Annotated in this window: 17 protein-coding genes; 13 read left to right on the plus strand and 4 right to left on the minus strand. The window is 40.8% G+C overall.

The window, feature by feature from the left end; translation table 11 throughout:
* Positions 1-325 precede the first annotated feature (325 nt).
* A complete protein-coding gene (locus tag H8B06_RS13355; RefSeq protein ID WP_190994777.1) occupies positions 326-1,264 on the minus strand; it encodes an Rpn family recombination-promoting nuclease/putative transposase in 939 nt (312 codons plus the stop codon).
* 332 nt (positions 1,265-1,596) lie between these two features.
* Here H8B06_RS13355 and H8B06_RS13360 point away from each other — a divergent pair, with 332 nt between their 5' ends.
* The 6 genes from H8B06_RS13360 to purE all read left to right on the plus strand — a co-directional run bounded on the left by H8B06_RS13360 (position 1,597) and on the right by purE (position 6,580).
* Positions 1,597-2,283, plus strand: a complete 687-nt coding sequence (locus tag H8B06_RS13360) for a zinc metallopeptidase (RefSeq protein ID WP_190994778.1) — start codon at positions 1,597-1,599, stop codon at positions 2,281-2,283.
* A gap of 156 nt (positions 2,284-2,439) precedes the next feature.
* Positions 2,440-3,783, plus strand: a complete 1,344-nt coding sequence (gene ffh, locus H8B06_RS13365; RefSeq protein ID WP_190994779.1) for a signal recognition particle protein — start codon at positions 2,440-2,442, stop codon at positions 3,781-3,783.
* A 25-nt stretch (positions 3,784-3,808) separates the two neighbouring features.
* Positions 3,809-4,393, plus strand: coding sequence for an NADH-quinone oxidoreductase subunit A (locus H8B06_RS13370; RefSeq protein ID WP_190994780.1), 585 nt, complete (start codon positions 3,809-3,811; stop codon positions 4,391-4,393).
* 7 nt (positions 4,394-4,400) lie between these two features.
* Positions 4,401-4,907, plus strand: a complete 507-nt coding sequence (locus tag H8B06_RS13375) for an NADH-quinone oxidoreductase subunit B (RefSeq protein ID WP_190994781.1) — start codon at positions 4,401-4,403, stop codon at positions 4,905-4,907.
* Positions 4,908-4,925: 18 nt separating this feature from the next.
* The gene (locus tag H8B06_RS13380) at positions 4,926-6,068 is read left to right on the plus strand and encodes a 5-(carboxyamino)imidazole ribonucleotide synthase (RefSeq protein WP_190994782.1); all 1,143 of its coding nucleotides are present in this window, start codon (positions 4,926-4,928) and stop codon (positions 6,066-6,068) included.
* Between the two features lie 2 nt (positions 6,069-6,070).
* The gene (purE, locus tag H8B06_RS13385) at positions 6,071-6,580 is read left to right on the plus strand and encodes a 5-(carboxyamino)imidazole ribonucleotide mutase (protein WP_190994933.1); all 510 of its coding nucleotides are present in this window, start codon (positions 6,071-6,073) and stop codon (positions 6,578-6,580) included.
* Here purE and H8B06_RS13390 read toward each other — a convergent pair.
* Complete coding sequence (locus H8B06_RS13390) at positions 6,577-7,167, minus strand: RNA polymerase sigma factor (protein WP_190994783.1); 591 nt, start codon at positions 7,165-7,167, stop codon at positions 6,577-6,579. The genes purE and H8B06_RS13390 overlap by 4 nt on opposite strands.
* Before the next feature lie 283 nt (positions 7,168-7,450).
* Positions 7,451-8,722, minus strand: coding sequence for a serine hydroxymethyltransferase (gene glyA / locus H8B06_RS13395; protein ID WP_190994784.1), 1,272 nt, complete (start codon positions 8,720-8,722; stop codon positions 7,451-7,453).
* 173 nt (positions 8,723-8,895) lie between these two features.
* On the opposite strand from glyA, the gene H8B06_RS13400 reads away from it, so the two are divergent.
* A complete protein-coding gene (locus H8B06_RS13400; RefSeq protein WP_190994785.1) occupies positions 8,896-9,249 on the plus strand; it encodes a HesB/IscA family protein in 354 nt (117 codons plus the stop codon).
* 46 nt (positions 9,250-9,295) lie between these two features.
* Here H8B06_RS13400 and H8B06_RS13405 read toward each other — a convergent pair whose 3' ends face one another.
* On the minus strand, positions 9,296-9,481 hold the full coding sequence (locus H8B06_RS13405) for a hypothetical protein (protein WP_190994786.1): 186 nt from the start codon (positions 9,479-9,481) through the stop codon (positions 9,296-9,298).
* A 157-nt stretch (positions 9,482-9,638) separates the two neighbouring features.
* Between H8B06_RS13405 and ileS the strand changes: the two genes are divergently transcribed.
* The 6 genes from ileS (at position 9,639) to H8B06_RS13435 (ending at position 16,813) form a co-directional block, all read left to right on the plus strand.
* Positions 9,639-13,055, plus strand: coding sequence for an isoleucine--tRNA ligase (gene ileS, locus H8B06_RS13410; protein WP_190994787.1), 3,417 nt, complete (start codon positions 9,639-9,641; stop codon positions 13,053-13,055).
* Between the two features lie 2 nt (positions 13,056-13,057).
* Positions 13,058-13,444, plus strand: coding sequence for a TraR/DksA family transcriptional regulator (locus H8B06_RS13415; protein WP_130141500.1), 387 nt, complete (start codon positions 13,058-13,060; stop codon positions 13,442-13,444).
* Between the two features lie 69 nt (positions 13,445-13,513).
* A complete protein-coding gene (locus H8B06_RS13420; protein ID WP_190994788.1) occupies positions 13,514-14,164 on the plus strand; it encodes a lipoprotein signal peptidase in 651 nt (216 codons plus the stop codon).
* A gap of 205 nt (positions 14,165-14,369) precedes the next feature.
* Positions 14,370-15,326: a M20/M25/M40 family metallo-hydrolase gene (locus H8B06_RS13425; RefSeq protein ID WP_190994789.1), complete on the plus strand. Its 957-nt coding sequence runs from the start codon at positions 14,370-14,372 to the stop codon at positions 15,324-15,326.
* Complete coding sequence (locus tag H8B06_RS13430; RefSeq protein ID WP_190994790.1) at positions 15,314-16,237, plus strand: SDR family oxidoreductase; 924 nt, start codon at positions 15,314-15,316, stop codon at positions 16,235-16,237. Before H8B06_RS13425 ends, H8B06_RS13430 begins: the two co-directional genes overlap by 13 nt.
* Before the next feature lie 51 nt (positions 16,238-16,288).
* A complete protein-coding gene (locus tag H8B06_RS13435; protein WP_190994791.1) occupies positions 16,289-16,813 on the plus strand; it encodes an acyl-CoA thioesterase in 525 nt (174 codons plus the stop codon).
* The last annotated feature ends 9 nt before the right edge of the window (positions 16,814-16,822 follow it).

The raw sequence follows: 16,822 nt of genomic DNA on the forward strand, positions 1-16,822 counted from the left end.
AATTGTCAAATTTTTAGGCGGACTTGGAAACCAAATGTTCCAATATGCATTTTATTTTGCCGTGCAGAAAAAGTTTAAAAAAGTCAAAGCCGATCTAAGCGATTTCGAAACGTATCGACTTCATAATTGATTCGAGCTGAACAACATTTTCAATATGAATCTGAATACCGTGTCCAAATTTGATTTAAATCTCTACCTTCCGTTATCGCGTTTTTGATACGCGTACCGTTGGAATTGAAAAATAACATCGTTACAATTTATAACGCAAGAAAGCCGAACAAAATAAAATGTTCGGCTTTCTTTATTATTAATCTTTTAGCAGAGGTTATTTCAGCTTCTCAACTTGTTCAACGGTAAGCCCTAAATCTTCCGCTATATCCTCTACTGAAAGCCCCCTCTTTTTTAAATTCAACGCAGATTTGAGTTTTTCCGTCTCGGCTTTGGCACGTTCTTCCAAACGACCTTTTTGCAATCCTTTTTGCATTCCCTTTTGCAATCCATCCTGTAACCCCTGATCACGAGCTTTCTCTTTTTCTAAGACAGCAGCTTGGCGGATCGATTCTGCATCCCATTTACGTTTTAAGCTAACATCGTACATTTTGCGTTCCTCCTTATTCAATTTACTGTATTCAGCGATTTCAAATAATTTCTTGAAGATAGGTTTCTTTAGATAAGTCGATAATTTGTTCATGGATGACATATTCTTCAACACGTACATCCATTGCTCCAAATCGTTCTCCAATTCTACCTCTTCTTTTTCAAAATTAATCAATTCTATGTAAATAAAACCTAAATATTCATAGAATATTTTCCCTGTATCCCTGTTACACAGGCAAATATCATGCAGAAAATCTCTACTATCATCTCCTTCAGGCATTGCAAAACCATCCATCAAGACGACGACATATACTTCCGTTATGGCATAGTTCCACTCTTTGCGGTTACCTTTTGGGGCTTGGTCGGCTATGAGTTTGCTCCCGTAGTAAAGCATCCGACGTTTAAGATTGACCTGGGAACTCCGTTGAACTTCGATAATAAATTGTTCTCCATTATCCGCTGTGCAGGTAAGGTCAAAAATAACCGTGCCGGTTTCCTCGGCTTCGCCGACGTGTTCGTTTTTGTTGTATACCAAATCCGCTATGATCTTCCTATCCCGGAACAAGTCATTTAGCAAAGCAATGAGAAAGCCCTTGTTCACCTCTGTTCCAAAAAGCCGCTTAAAGCCATAATCCGTTGTCGGGTCTATGTATTTTGAGTGTTGCATGGTATCGTTATTTTGGTCTATGACCTAAAGATAGGAAAATAATCGAAAATAAACTAATTTTTTTAGCAAAAATCACACCATAGATAGCATCAAATATTGGAAAGAAAACCACTATACTCTATTAAAGATAATATAACACGACCCAAAACCATAAATGTAGGGCGACCACTAAGCCGATAAACACAAGCAATAATGACAGGCTAATATCAATTTTTCTTTTTTAAACTGACAAAATGAATCGTTTTTATTATCTTCAAGGCGAATCATAACGAATGGAATATGGTTTGTAGAGAAAAGATAAATAGCGAAAGAATTAAAAAGAAATAAAAACTATGTATTGGATTATATTTATTGGGATTGCGGTTATCAGTTGGATTGTGCAGTCGAGGTTTAAGAACAAGTTTAAAAAATATTCAGAATTCCCATTGAGTTCGGGGCTTTCAGGGGCGGAAATTGCACAAAAAATGCTTCATGAAAATGGCATCTATGACGTAAAAGTTCTCGTTGCGAATGAGGGCGGATTGTCCGACCACTATAATCCGGCAAATAAGACCGTAAACTTAAGTAACGAAGTATACTATGGCCGTAGTGTGGCTGCTGCAGCTGTTGCGGCACACGAATGTGGCCACGCCGTACAGCATGCTACCGCTTATTCTTGGCTACAGTTCCGTTCGGCCATGGTACCTGTTGTGAGCATAGCTTCCAGATTGACATCTTGGGTATTAATAGGTGGTGTATTACTGATGGCTTTTAGCGGGAACCCCTGGGTACTCGCGGTCGGTGTCGGTGCATTGTTCTTGACAACGTTATTCGCTTTTGTGACATTACCGGTGGAATTTGATGCGTCTGGTAGAGCATTGAAATGGCTGGAAACAGCGAATGTAACACACAGCCGGGATGAACATGACGGTGCAAAAGACGCATTGAAATGGGCTGCGATGACGTACGTTGTAGCAGCATTATCAGCACTGGTAACGCTATTATATTATGCTTATATTCTTTTCGGAAGAAGAGATTAATTACCGGAGGTGTATCTTACACTTCTATAAAACAAAAAATGCGACATATCCAGTCGCATTTTTTGTTTTATCGCGGATTCGCATGGTTTGATGAAATAAAATTCGACACTATTTTGTAACTTTGGCACTTAGCACATTTTAAGACGAGAGATAAACATGTTTCAGAATTTACAGGATAAACTGGATAGGGCCTTTAAGGTATTAAAAGGGCAAGGAAGTATCACTGAAATAAACGTCGCAGAGACGATGAAAGAAATTCGCAAGGCATTATTGGATGCCGACGTGAATTATAAAACGGCCAAAACATTCACCGATGAGGTAAAGCAAAAAGCTTTGGGTCAGAATGTACTCACCAGCATTTCTCCTGGGCAATTGCTGACTAAAATCATGAACGATGAACTGACCTCCCTTATGGGCGGAACAGTCACTGATCTGGATATAACACATAACCCTACGGTCATCTTGATAGCTGGTTTGAACGGGGCAGGTAAAACTACATTCTCTGGCAAGCTGGCAAACTATCTCCGTGATAAAAAAGGCAAGAAGCCGTTATTAGTTGCTGGGGATGTTTACCGTCCTGCTGCGATAGATCAATTGCAGGTATTGGGCGAGCAGGTAAATGTACCTGTCTACGTTAACCGCGAATCAACCGATCCTATTGCTATTGCGCAAGAAGGCGTAGCCGAGGCCAAACGCAATGGAAACAATATCGTCATCATCGATACGGCTGGCCGACTTGCCATTGACGAAGCCTTGATGACCGAGATAACCGCCGTAAAAGAAGTGACACAACCGCACGAAATCCTATTTGTCGTCGATGCGATGACAGGTCAAGATGCTGTTAATACCGCTAAAGCGTTCAACGACCGTTTGGATTTCACGGGTGTAGTTCTCACAAAGTTAGATGGTGACACACGTGGTGGTGCCGCGCTTTCGATTAAATCCGTCGTTAACAAACCGATCAAGTTTATCGGTACAGGCGAGAAGATGGAAGCGCTCGATGTATTCCATCCCGACCGTATGGCATCCCGTATCTTAGGGATGGGTGATGTGGTTTCGTTGGTAGAACGTGCCCAACAACAGTTTGACGAGAAAGAAGCTGCGGAATTACAAAAGAAAATCCGTAAAAATAAATTCGACTTTAACGATTTTAAATCCCAGATTCAACAGATTAAGAAAATGGGAAATATGAAAGACTTGATGGGAATGATTCCTGGAGTAGGAAAAGCCATTAAAGATGTTGAAATAGATGATAATGCTTTTAAACCGATTGAAGCTATTATTGACTCCATGACACCTTACGAACGTGAAAATCCAGATGCGATTGACACGAAACGACGCATGCGTATCGCGAAAGGTTCTGGAACAGATATCAACGAGGTAAACAAGCTTATGAAACAATTTGCAGATATGCGTAAAGTTATGAAGCAAATGTCTAATCCAGGCATGGCCGCTAAGATGATGCGCAATATGCCTAAAATGCCCGGCAAACCTTTTTAAATAATATTTTTTGTAATTTTGTACTATGGATGACCCCGCGCAGCTGTCAGAATACGGAAAGATACTATTAATCGCAATAGTAGGTATCCTCTTGGTGTGCGTAACCATTTTGTTAGCCAGAATACTATCGCCGAAAAAACCGAATCCCGAAAAACTAAGCACATACGAATGTGGGGAGGAAGCCATTGGTAGCGCTTGGATACAGATAAATCCACGATTTTATGTCATTGCTTTGGTCTTCCTATTATTTGATGTGGAATTGATTTTTGTATTTCCTTGGGCTACGGTTTTTGGAAACAAGGAATTTATCGCCGCCGATGGGCGTTGGGGCTGGTTCACATTGGTGGAAATGGGCATGTTTTTAGGTATTCTGATCGTTGGATTGATATATGTATGGAAGCGAGGTGATATTTCATGGATCAAACCTGCACATATACGACCTCGCGTTTCGGTCGGTATCCCAGCCATGGCCTATGAACAATTGAATAGCAAAAAATATCATGTCCGTGACTACAAGGAAACAGCGTCTTCGGAAACGGACAACACCGATACAAAAGTGGCTCGCAGCAGCGGATTAGGATTTCGACCAAAATTCAAGAAGTCAAACTGATTAAAACATGGAGGCAGCACAAAATCAAGCACAAAGTGGGGGCGTAATCATTGCAAAAATGGATGATTTACTGAATTGGGCAAGGTTATCGTCTATGTGGCCCGTCAGTTTTGGAATCGCTTGCTGTGCCATTGAAATGATGGGCGCCATGGCGTCGACATACGACCTAGATCGTTTGGGCGTGTTCCCACGCCCCTCCCCCAGACAATCGGATGTGATGATCATTGCCGGCACGGTAACCTTTAAAATGGCGGATAGGATAAAAAAACTTTACGAACAGATGCCTGAACCCAAATACGTCATATCGATGGGCTCCTGCTCCAATTGTGGGGGGCCGTATTGGCAACATGGTTATCATGTGGTAAAAGGGGTCGATAGGGTTATTCCTGTAGATGTATATGTACAGGGTTGTCCACCTAGACCAGAGGCATTAATAGGCGCATTTTTAGAACTTCAAAAGAAAATAGAAACAGAGAATATATTACAAGATCAATATTTTTCTGAACAAGCTTAATATATTTTTTTAAACACTATGGCAAAAGATTTTTATGGCGAGTTGCAATTAGGTATTCTTGGCGGTGGCCAGTTAGGCCGTATGCTTATTCAAGAAGCCATCAATTACAACGTAAACGTGCATATATTAGATCCTGATAAAAATGCACCCTGCCGTAAATTATGTAACCGCTTTGAATGCGGTTCGTTAAGTGATTTCGAAACCGTCTATAACTTTGGTAAGGGTTTGGATATGATCACCATCGAAATCGAGAAAGTGAATGTAGATGCCTTAGAGAAATTAGAGAACGAAGGCGTCGTGGTATATCCGCAGTCCCGAATCATCCGGTTAATTCAAGATAAAGGTCTGCAAAAACAATTTTTTAAACAAAACGATATTCCCACAGCTGCTTTTCAACTTATCTCCACGAAGGAGAATCTATATGAGACAGCGATACCACTCCCCTATATACAAAAACTTCGCAAGGATGGATATGATGGTAAGGGCGTAAAAAAAATCAATAGTACGACAGAAATAGAGCAGGCTTTTGAAAGTCCTTCTTTAGTGGAAGAATTGGTAGATTTCGAGAAAGAAATTGCCGTGATCGTGGCCCGAAATGACAAAGGTGATGTATCTACTTTTCCGCTAGTGGAAATGGAGTTTAATCCGGAGGCCAATTTGGTGGAATTTCTGATATCACCTTCAACATTGCCTTTTGAGGTACAAACCCGGGCTGATGAAATCGCGAAGAAGATTGCGGAGGACTTACAAATTGTCGGTCTCCTGGCGGTGGAAATGTTTCTCACAAAAGAAGGTGAAATTTTGGTAAATGAACTCGCTCCCCGTCCGCACAACAGTGGTCATCATACCATCGAGGGCAATATAACATCACAATTTGCACAGCATTTGCGTGCTATTTTCAATTTGCCTTTAGGTGCTACAACAGCCCGAACAAATGCCGTAATGATAAATCTGTTGGGCGAACCGCGGTATGAGGGTCTCGCCAAATATGAAGGTGTAGAGGACGTACTTGCCGTAGAAGGCGTATTTGTCCATCTATATGGAAAAAAATACACCAAGCCTTTCCGTAAAATGGGTCATATATGTATTGTAAACGATGACCGGGAATTGGCCATAAAAAATGCACGTTGGGTACAAGAGATATTAAAGGTAAAAGCTTAGAAATGAATCAAGAAAATATTGCACAAGTAGGTATAATCATGGGAAGCAAATCTGATCTTCCCATTATGCAAGATGCCATTGAAGTATTAAAAAATTTAGGGGTGACTTTCGAAGTATCTATTGTGTCGGCACATCGCACACCAGAGCGAATGTATGAATATGCGAAATCAGCTGCAACACGTGGGTTGAAAGTCATTATTGCGGGTGCCGGCGGGGCTGCTCATCTTCCCGGTATGGTCGCTTCTATTACGCATTTACCTGTAATTGGTGTTCCGGTAAAGTCCTCTAACTCTATTGATGGTTGGGATTCCGTACTTTCTATATTACAAATGCCTAATGGAATTCCAGTAGCAACAGTCGCGCTAAATGCCGCAAAAAATGCGGGAATTTTAGCAGCTCAGATTTTAGCAACTTCTTCGGAAGAATTAGCAAAATCTGTTTTAGCTTTTAAAGCAGATTTGAAAGCCAAAGTAGAAGAAACAGCTGCTGAAGTGGAGAATATGGGATTTTAACCCATATTCAATAACATATTGTGCTCCTCAATCATTTTACGCAAATTATTGAGCGCATAACGCATACGTCCTAATGCTGTATTGATACTTACATCCGTAATTTCGGCAATTTCTTTAAAGCTCATATCACAAAAGTGGCGCATAATCAGTACCTCTTTTTGATCATCAGGTAACTTTTGAATAATCTTCCGTAGATCCACGTCACGTTGATTAGTCATTAATTTGGATTCCGCATTATCGTCCGCAAATTCCAATACACCAAAAATATCATATCCCTCACTGCTCACCACTGTCGGGCTCCGTTTTTCTTTCCGAAAATGGTCAATCACCATATTTTGAGCAATACGAACGACCCATGGAAGAAACTTTCCTTCCTCATTATATCGTCCAGATTTTAATGTTTTGATTACCTTTATAAAGGTTTCTTGAAAGATATCTTCGGCGAGATATTCATCTTTCACCTGCAGATAGATGGATGTATATATTTTTGATTTATATCTATTCAGTAATACCTCTATCCCCGTTTCATCTCCCGCCACGTAGGCCTGAATCAATTCAAGGTCACTCTTTTCTTTTAACGTTTTCATAGTAAATCCCCAGATTTATGTTTGAATTTATTTTAAAGAGTAAAGTGTTTTATAGGCGTCCTTTCGTTTGTATAAACATATTTCAAAGCAAATGAAAAATAACGAAGATTCAAATTAAACGATTATTTTTTAACATTTATTCACACATCTTTCGCATTTCTGAATATAACAAATAAGCACCTATTATGGTTTAGTATATTTATATTTTTTTACGGTAAACATGCAAAAAAGGTGAGCAAAAAATTGCCCACCTTCTTTTACTAATGCTAATGTTATGCTATTATTATTTATATAACGGAAATTGTGCCATCAAGGCTTTCACTTTTCCATGAATGGCATCCAAAGCACTTTCATTCGCTCGATTTGCCAGCGCTTCATCGATCAGTTCACCAATTTGTATAATTTCGTCCTCTTTAATACCACGGGTGGTAACAGCTGCTGTACCAAAACGCACTCCCGACGTAACGAATGGTGAGCGTGTATCAAAAGGAACCATGTTTTTATTCGTCGTAATACCAGCTTTGCCTAATACCGCTTCAGCCTCTTTTCCGGAAATATCCTTGTTACGCAAATCAACCAACATCAAATGGTTGTCTGTACCTCCGGAAATGATCTTATAATCACGGTCAACAAAGAATTGCGCTAAAGTCTGTGCATTTTTACGCACTTGTTTAGCATATTCCAAGTATTCATCGCTCAGTGCTTCACCATATGCAATTGCTTTCGCCGCAATGGTATGTTCCAAAGGTCCTCCCTGTGTACCAGGGAATACTGCCAAGTCCAATAATTGCGTTATGGTACGGGTTTCTCCTTTCGGTGTTTTAATACCCCAAGTATTTTCAAAATCCTGGCCAACCATAATCATACCGCCACGAGGACCACGCAATGTTTTGTGTGTCGTTGTGGTTACGATATGACAATGTGGAAGCGGATCGTTCAACAAACCTTTTGCAATCAATCCCGCAGGATGAGAGATATCTGCTAATACAAGTGCTCCAATTTCATCAGCTACCTTACGGATACGCGCGTAATCCCAATCGCGTGAATACGCGGAAGCACCACATATGATCATTTTAGGCTTTTCGCGCAAAGCAGTCTCTTCTAATTGCTCATAATCGATAAGCCCCGTATCTTCTTTTACTCCATAAAATAACGGTTGGTATATTTTACCAGAAAGATTCGCAGGCGAACCGTGTGTTAAATGCCCGCCATGAGATAGATCAAGTCCTAAAATTTTATCACCAGGTTGAATCGTCGCTAAGAAAACCGCAGCATTTGCTTGTGCTCCGGAGTGAGGCTGCACATTTACCCATGAAGCGCCAAATAATTTTTTTGCCCGGTCAATAGCAATCGCTTCAATTTCGTCAACCACTTCACAACCACCGTAGTAACGCTTTCCGGGTAAGCCTTCCGCATATTTGTTCGTTAAGACCGAACCGGCTGCTTCCATTACTTGTTTACTTACAAAGTTTTCTGAAGCGATCAATTCGATGCCTTCTTCTTGACGCTTTAGCTCATCGGCGATGAGGTTAAAAATGACCTGATCTCTTTCCATTATGTTATTGTTAAGGAGTATTATAAAAAACTTCTATATTTTGGCGCAAATATACGATAAATCCATAAAAAAATTAGGAATGTTTTATTATTGTCAAAAATAGACAGTTTCCAAAAGCTTCTTTAAAAGAAAGATGTAAATTTGTAACGACGGAATAAATAAAACAACGCGTAATGAGTACAGAAACAACAACAAATACTGCCCCCGTAACCCTAACTGAAGGTGCAGTTTCGGAACTGAAAAAGTTGATTGACCAACAGGAAATTAGCGCAGATTTCGGCTTACGTATTGGCGTTGAAGGAGGAGGCTGTTCGGGCATGAGCTACATACTAGGTTTCGACCAAAAGAAAGACGGTGACACGGAATATATCATAAAAGGTATCCGCGTTTTTATGAATAAGGCACACGGACTCTATTTAGCGGGTATGGAAATCGATTTCAAAAGTGGCCTAGACGCCCGTGGCTTTACGTTCAACAATCCGAACGCTACGAGCACTTGCGGCTGTGGAAGTTCGTTCTCGGCATAGCGATAACTTAATAACCAACCCAACGAGCAAGTTGATTTAGCTTAGCTTATCTTCTGTGAAAGGCCATCCTTATAACCGTCTTTGGTGCATGATTCCATTCCTCAGCTTTAATATCGACAAATCGCTTTTTATCGATACCCTCCTTCTTTGGTATGGTAATCTGGTACGGATAATTGCTCCTTTGTGCTTTTACTTCCGACAAGCACACGAAGACAAACGTACTTATTGCCATAGCGCTAAATTTTATGCATCTCTCCATAACAAGGAATCTTTGCAAACATGATGTTATGAATCATTCAATTCCATAACAAAACATGACATTTTCTGTCTTCTTTCTTAAATTTAAAATCACTAAATTAGCGACCTTTAAAAAACAATCGCAATTTCGGATGTACAAGGAATATAAGCAGTTAAACCTGCCTGAAATAGGTAGAGAAATACTAGAACGGTGGGAATCGAACAATATCTTTGAAAAAAGTATATCAAATCGTCCGGCCAACAAACCCTATACGTTTTATGAGGGGCCTCCATCCGCCAATGGTATGCCAGGCATCCACCACGTGATGGCGCGCTCGATTAAAGATATTTTCTGTCGCTATAAGACCTTGAAAGGATTTCAAGTGAAGCGCAAAGGAGGATGGGACACACACGGGTTGCCTATTGAGCTGGCTGTCGAAAAAACATTGGGTATTACGAAAGAAGATATCGGTAAAAAAATCAGTGTTGAAGCTTATAATGATGCGTGCCGAAAAGAGGTAATGAAATATACCGATGTGTGGAATGACCTTACCCAGAAAATGGGCTATTGGGTTGATCTTAGCGATCCGTATATCACCTATCAGAATGAATACATCGAAACCTTATGGTATTTGCTGAAAGAGCTTTACAAGAAAGGGCTTTTATACAAAGGTTATACCATACAACCTTATTCTCCCGCGGCTGGAACGGGTTTGAGTTCACACGAGCTGAATCAGCCGGGAACATACAAAGATGTAAAAGATACCACGATTGTTGCCGAATTCCGGTTAGACAAAACACAGGTACATCCGCTCCTGACCACTTTGGTGGAATCTGAAGATGAAGACGTGGCGTTTATCGCGTGGACAACAACCCCGTGGACATTGCCGAGCAACACCGCGTTGGTTGTTGGGAAAAACATAGACTACGTTAAGGTAAAAACATTTAACCAGTACACTGGGCTACCGGTATCTGTCATCCTAGCGAAGAACCTTATTGCGAAACATTTCAAAACAGAAGGTCAGCAAGCTTCTTTCCAGGAATATAAAACGGGAGACAAAGTGATCCCATGGGAAATTGCAGCAGAGTTTAAAGGCGAAGCATTGATAGGCTTGCGTTACCATCAACTCTTGCCTTATATCACGAGCGAAGAGTTAGTAGAAAAAGCTTTCCGTGTCGTGGCAGGTGATTTTGTGACCACAGAAGATGGTACAGGTATTGTACATGCTGCACCAACATACGGGGCAGATGACTTTCGGGTTTGTAAGGAGAATGGTGTTCCAGCCATTTTAGTGCGTGATGAGCATGGCAAAGATGTACCAACAGTAGACCGTACCGGTCGTTTTATAAAAGAAATAAGTGATTTCGCAGGCCGTTTCGTCAAAGAAGAATACTATTCGGCAGAAGAACGTGCGGATAAAGATTTTCGTCCTACCGATGTCTTGATTGCCATCAAATTAAAGGAAGAAAACAAGGCGTTTGACGTCAAAAAATATGAACACACCTACCCCCATTGCTGGCGGACGGACAAACCGGTATTATACTACCCATTAGACAGTTGGTTTATCCGTACAACAGCGGTCAAAGAAAAACTGGTGGCATTAAACCAAACGATCAACTGGAAACCGGAAGCTACGGGCTCTGGCCGTTTCGGCAACTGGCTGGAAAATCTCGTAGATTGGAACCTCTCCCGCTCCCGTTATTGGGGGACACCACTTCCCATATGGCGTTCGGCAGATGAGAATGAAGAGATATGTATAGGCTCCTTACCGGAGCTGAAAACTCGGTTGGAACAGGCAATACAGTCGGATGTGTTAAGTGCAGAAGAGAAATCTGTAAACCAGTCTTATCTGGATAAATTTGGAACAGATACATTAGACTTACATCGCCCTTATGTGGACGATATTGTTTTAGTTTCTGAAAACGGCCAAAAGATGTTCCGCGAGCCTGATCTAATCGACGTATGGTTTGATTCAGGCGCAATGCCTTACGCACAATGGGGGATCGATCATACCAAATTAGCTCGTGGAGACGAATATCCTTTCAAGGACGGATACGAAGATGCTTTTCCGGCAGATTTTATTGCAGAGGGGGTAGATCAAACCCGTGGTTGGTTTTTTACACTTCATGCGATTTCTACCATGATCCGCGGATCGGTAGCCTTTAAAAACGTGGTATCTAACGGTTTGGTATTAGATAAGAACGGCAACAAAATGTCTAAGCGTTTAGGCAACGCCGTTGATCCGTTTGTTACCATTGATAAATATAGTGCGGATGCCACCCGTTGGTATATGATCAGCAACGCAGCACCGTGGGATAACCTTAAATTTAACGAAGAGGGGCTAGACGAGATTCGCCGTAAATTCTTCGGCACCCTGTATAATACCTACGCTTTCTTTGCACTATATGCCAATATTGATAATTTCAGCTATAGCGAGCCGGATATTACCACCGAAAAGCGCCCGGAGATTGATCGTTGGATTATTTCCCTATTAAACAGCCTAACCAAAGAAGTGGATGCATATTATGCCGACTTTGAACCTACCAAAGCAGCACGAGCTATCCAGAACTTTGTAGACGAACATTTAAGCAACTGGTATGTGCGTTTATGCCGCCGCCGTTTTTGGAAAGGTGATTATACGGAAGATAAAATATCGGCATACCAAACACTTTACAGCTGTTTGGATACGATAGCTAAACTAATGGCACCTATTTCACCATTCTTCGCGGATCGTTTATATCTCGATTTGAATGCGGGCTCCAATAAAGAAAGATATGAATCCGTACACTTAGCTGATTTCCCAATCTATCATAGCGAACTCGTAGACAAAGATTTGGAAGAACGCATGGCGTTGGCACAAGAAATCTCATCGCTGACATTGTCCTTGCGGAAGAAAACAGGCATTAATGTTCGTCAACCGCTAAACAAAATTTTAGTTCCGGTATTAGACAATGCTTTCCAGGAAAAAGTGGAAAAAGTCAAAGAACTTATTTTATCGGAAACAAATATCAAGGAGGTATCATTCATTACAGATACGGCAGGAATAATCAAAAAGAAAATAAAGCCAAACTTTAAAGTTCTAGGTGCAAAAGTAGGAAAGGACATGAAAACGGTAGCTGCGGCCATCCAGTCCTTGAACGATGAACAAATTAGTTTATTAGAACACGAAGGATCGTTAAAGCTAGAAGGTACCCTATATACTATCCAACCGGAAGACGTAGAAATTATCGCAGAAGATGTTGCCGGATGGCAGGTCGCCAATCTGGGGAAATTAACCGTTGCTTTGGACATTAACATTACCGATGAACTGAAAAAAGAAGGGTTGTCCAGGGAGTTGATTAACCGTATCCAGAATCTCCGCAAAGAGAAAGGTTTTGAGGTTACAGATAGAATTAAAGTGACAATAACGCATAATACTGAAATACAAGAAGCTGTAGAGAATAATTTATCGTATATTTGCACCGAAATTCTAGCAAACGCTATTGATTTTGTAGAAGCATCGTTGGAGTCTGGAGACACTATCGAGATCGATGGTAAGGAGTTAAGAGTAATTGTTGATAAAATTTAATTATGGAAATGAGTACAGAAAAAACACGCTACAGTGATGCCGAACTTCAAGAATTTAAAGAAATTATTCTTGCAAAACTTCGCGTAGCAAAAGAGGAACTGGCGGCTTTGACATCTTCGTTAAGTAGCAGCAACGCTAATGGGACAGATGATACAGCTGGAACATATAAGACATTAGAAGATGGTTCAGCGACGTTGGAGAAGGAACAAACAAACCAGCTTGCAGCTCGCCAGAAAAAATTCATTGACAATCTAGAAGCTGCTTTGGTACGTATTGAAAACAAAACGTACGGTATCTGTCGCGAAACCGGTAAGCTGATCCAAAAGGAACGTTTAAAAGCTGTCCCACATACCACGTTAAGCATTGAAGCGAAAAACAAACAGTATTAACAATTAATAGGAGATAGAATGGAGATGTTCAAAATATAACGTTTAAGCATCTCCATTTTTTATATATTTATGAAAGGCTATAACCGACCACTCTTACTGATCGCCATTATCTTGTTCATTGACCAAGTATCAAAATTTTGGGTAAAACTCAACATGACTATTGGACAGGATTTTAATATCATAGGCAATAAGTTTCTCATCCATTTTATTGAGAACAATGGAATGGCCTATGGTATGGAATTTGGCGGAGAGTTCGGAAAACTTTTTCTCACCCTGTTTCGGATCGTTGCTGTAATCGGTATAGGATATGGATTACATTATATGGTTAAAAACAAATATCATCGTGGTTTTATACTCAATGTGGCACTAATTTTTGCAGGTGCACTGGGAAATATCATTGATTCCACTTTTTACGGTGTTATTTTTAGCGAGAGTACATTCTACAACACAGCCACCTTATTTCCGGAAGGCGGAGGCTATTCGTCGTTATTTCACGGGAAAGTCGTGGACATGCTTTATTTCCCCTTGATCGAGGGTAATTTCCCCGATTGGTTCCCAATTTGGGGAGGAGAACATTTCCTATTTTTCCGCCCCGTATTCAATATTGCTGACTCGGCCATTTCTGTAGGTGTATTCCTTATTTTGATTTTTCAGAAACGTTATTTCAAAGAGGAGCACGTGGAAAAAGAAAGCGTGAACAGCGAAGTTTTGGAAGATTAAGTATATTTCCTCTGTTAGAATGTTTTCAATGGTAGAGGAGAGCGAAATTAAACCACGCAGTGCTCATGAGTACCTTTAAGACATATGCTTACGAATAATTCATTTTATATGTATATAGATTATATTGCATATAAAAATGAATTACTCATAATAGTTTTTCTTTTAGGAATTCGTGAATGCAAAGCATTTTATTTAGGTTTGGGGCATGAAAACTAAAGCCCCATTTTCTTTTTATATAATAGCGCTACATTTTCTATTATTTATACCCTTTCAATCTGTTTTAGCACAGATTAATCAAGAAAACCTTAAAAAACACATCTATTATTTGGCTGACGACAAGATGCAAGGTCGTGGCACAGGTTCCAAACAGGTCAAAAAAGCGGCAAAATATATTGAAAAGCATTTCAAGAAGTACGGATTAGCTCCCAAAGGGGAACAAGGCTACCGCCAGTCCTTCGAAGCGCGGGTACGCCGTGTCGTCGTAAAAGACAGTATTCGCCAAGCAGACAATATTATCGGTTACATTGATAACGATGCCGCGTATACCATCGTTGTCGGTGCACATTATGACCATTTGGGAGACGGGCGTCAAGGAGGCTCAAGGGATTCTCTCGGGGTAGGCGAAATTCATAATGGTGCAGATGACAATGCATCTGGTGTTGCCGGGCTATTGGAGCTTGCCCGCCATTACAGCGGCAATGATATCAAAGAATCCTTCAATTTATTGTTTCTTGCTTTCGGAGCGGAAGAACTTGGATTGGTAGGCTCTCGATATTTTACGGAGAATCCTACGATTCCACTGGAAAACATCCATTGGATGTTGAATATGGATATGATTGGCCGCTATAATCCCGATAATGGTTTGGCTGTTATCGGCTACGGAACGAGTTCCAAATTCCCGACAATTTTTGAAAATATAACAAGCGATATTAAATTTAACCTCAGTCGTGACGGAAATGGTGGTTCTGACCAAACTTCCTTTTATAGAAAAGATATTCCCGTTTTGTTTTTCCATACCGGGGGGCATGATGACTATCATAAACCGGGAGATGATCCAGAAAAAATTGACTATAACGCATTAGAATCTATCTTAAAGCTGGAAATTGATGTCATCGACAATTCCATGAAACAGGACAAAATGGATTTTCAATGGACGAACTAAAACGAACGATTCTTATTACGGGTGCGAACGGGTTTCTCGGGCAGAAGCTCATTGAAAAGTTAATCGATAAATCGCAATACCATATAGTCGCTACTTCTAAAAGTGAAAACCGAAATTTTATCCGCGAGGGCTATACTTACCGACCTTGTAACTTTACCGATAGTGCTGCTCTCCAATCGCTATTGGAAGAAGTCCATCCCGATCATATCATCCATACCGCAGCTATGAGTAGTGTGGAAGCGTGCGAAAATGATCCTACGTTATGTGAAAAGGTAAATGTGGAAACCGTTTATCAATTGGGACAGTATTGTGTGCAGCATGACAAGCACCTTGTCCACCTATCGACCGATTTTGTATTTGATGGAAAAGAGGGCCCCTATAAGGAAAGTGATACGATGAACCCTTGTAATGCATATGGAGAAAGTAAAGTGGCGTCTGAAACACGTTTGTTGTCCACAGACTGTCGTACTGCTATCCTAAGGACTATTTTAGTATATGGTGTAAACGGGGATCCGAAACGTTCCAATTTGGTTCTTTGGGCGAAGAAACAATTGGAAGATAATAACCGCATCAACGTCGTAAGCGATCAGTGGCGCATGCCTACTTTCGTAGATGATTTAGCGGATGCCTGTATCCTTGCAATAGAAAAAGAAGCGTCCGGTATATATCATATCTCCGGCGACGAAATGATGTCAGTATTGGATGCCGTTTACCATATTGCAGATTTTTGGCAGTTGGATAGGTCACTTATCAATCCAATCCGTGCCGTTGATATCGGACAGGAAAACAACCGTCCGAGAAAAACCGGCTTCATCCTCGACAAGGCAAAAACGGATTTAGGATACGCCCCTACTCCGTTTATAGAATCACTAAAGGAAATAGAACAGCAGTTTAGTTTTTATAACCGATAGACAAAACGTTTATTTACCTTTGCGATAATGCATAATAACGTCAACAAACGCATGAACAAAAAATTCGCAAAAGAATCCTACACGGAAATGAACGAACTCGTACTTCCCAACGATACCAACACCTTTGGCAATCTAATGGGCGGACGATTATTATACTGGATGGACATTTGTTCGGCTATGGCCGCCCAAAAGCACTCCAATAGTCCTGTAGTCACCGTATCGGTGGATAATGTTTCGTTTAAACGCTCCATCAAACTAGGCGAAGTGGTTACTATACAGGCAAAGGTTTCCCGCGCTTTTAGTTCGTCGATGGAAGTACGCATGGAGATTTTTGCCCATAACCTGCCGGAAGGAACCCGTATAAAATCAAATGAAGCGTACTATACATTTGTGGCTATTGATGAAAACACGAAACCTCGAAAAGTCGCCGAACTGATTCCGGAATCGGAGGAGGAAATAAAGCTCTTCGACGAAGCTTTACAGCGTCGCGAACTACGATTGATCCTAGCCGGTAAAATGGAAGTCAAAGATGCGAAAAGTATCAAGTCATTGATCAGCGCCATGAAGACCGTATAATTTTAGCCC

Origin of the sequence: Sphingobacterium micropteri (assembly GCF_014692515.1) — a bacterium.
Taxonomy (GTDB): Bacteria; Bacteroidota; Bacteroidia; order Sphingobacteriales; family Sphingobacteriaceae; genus Sphingobacterium; species Sphingobacterium micropteri.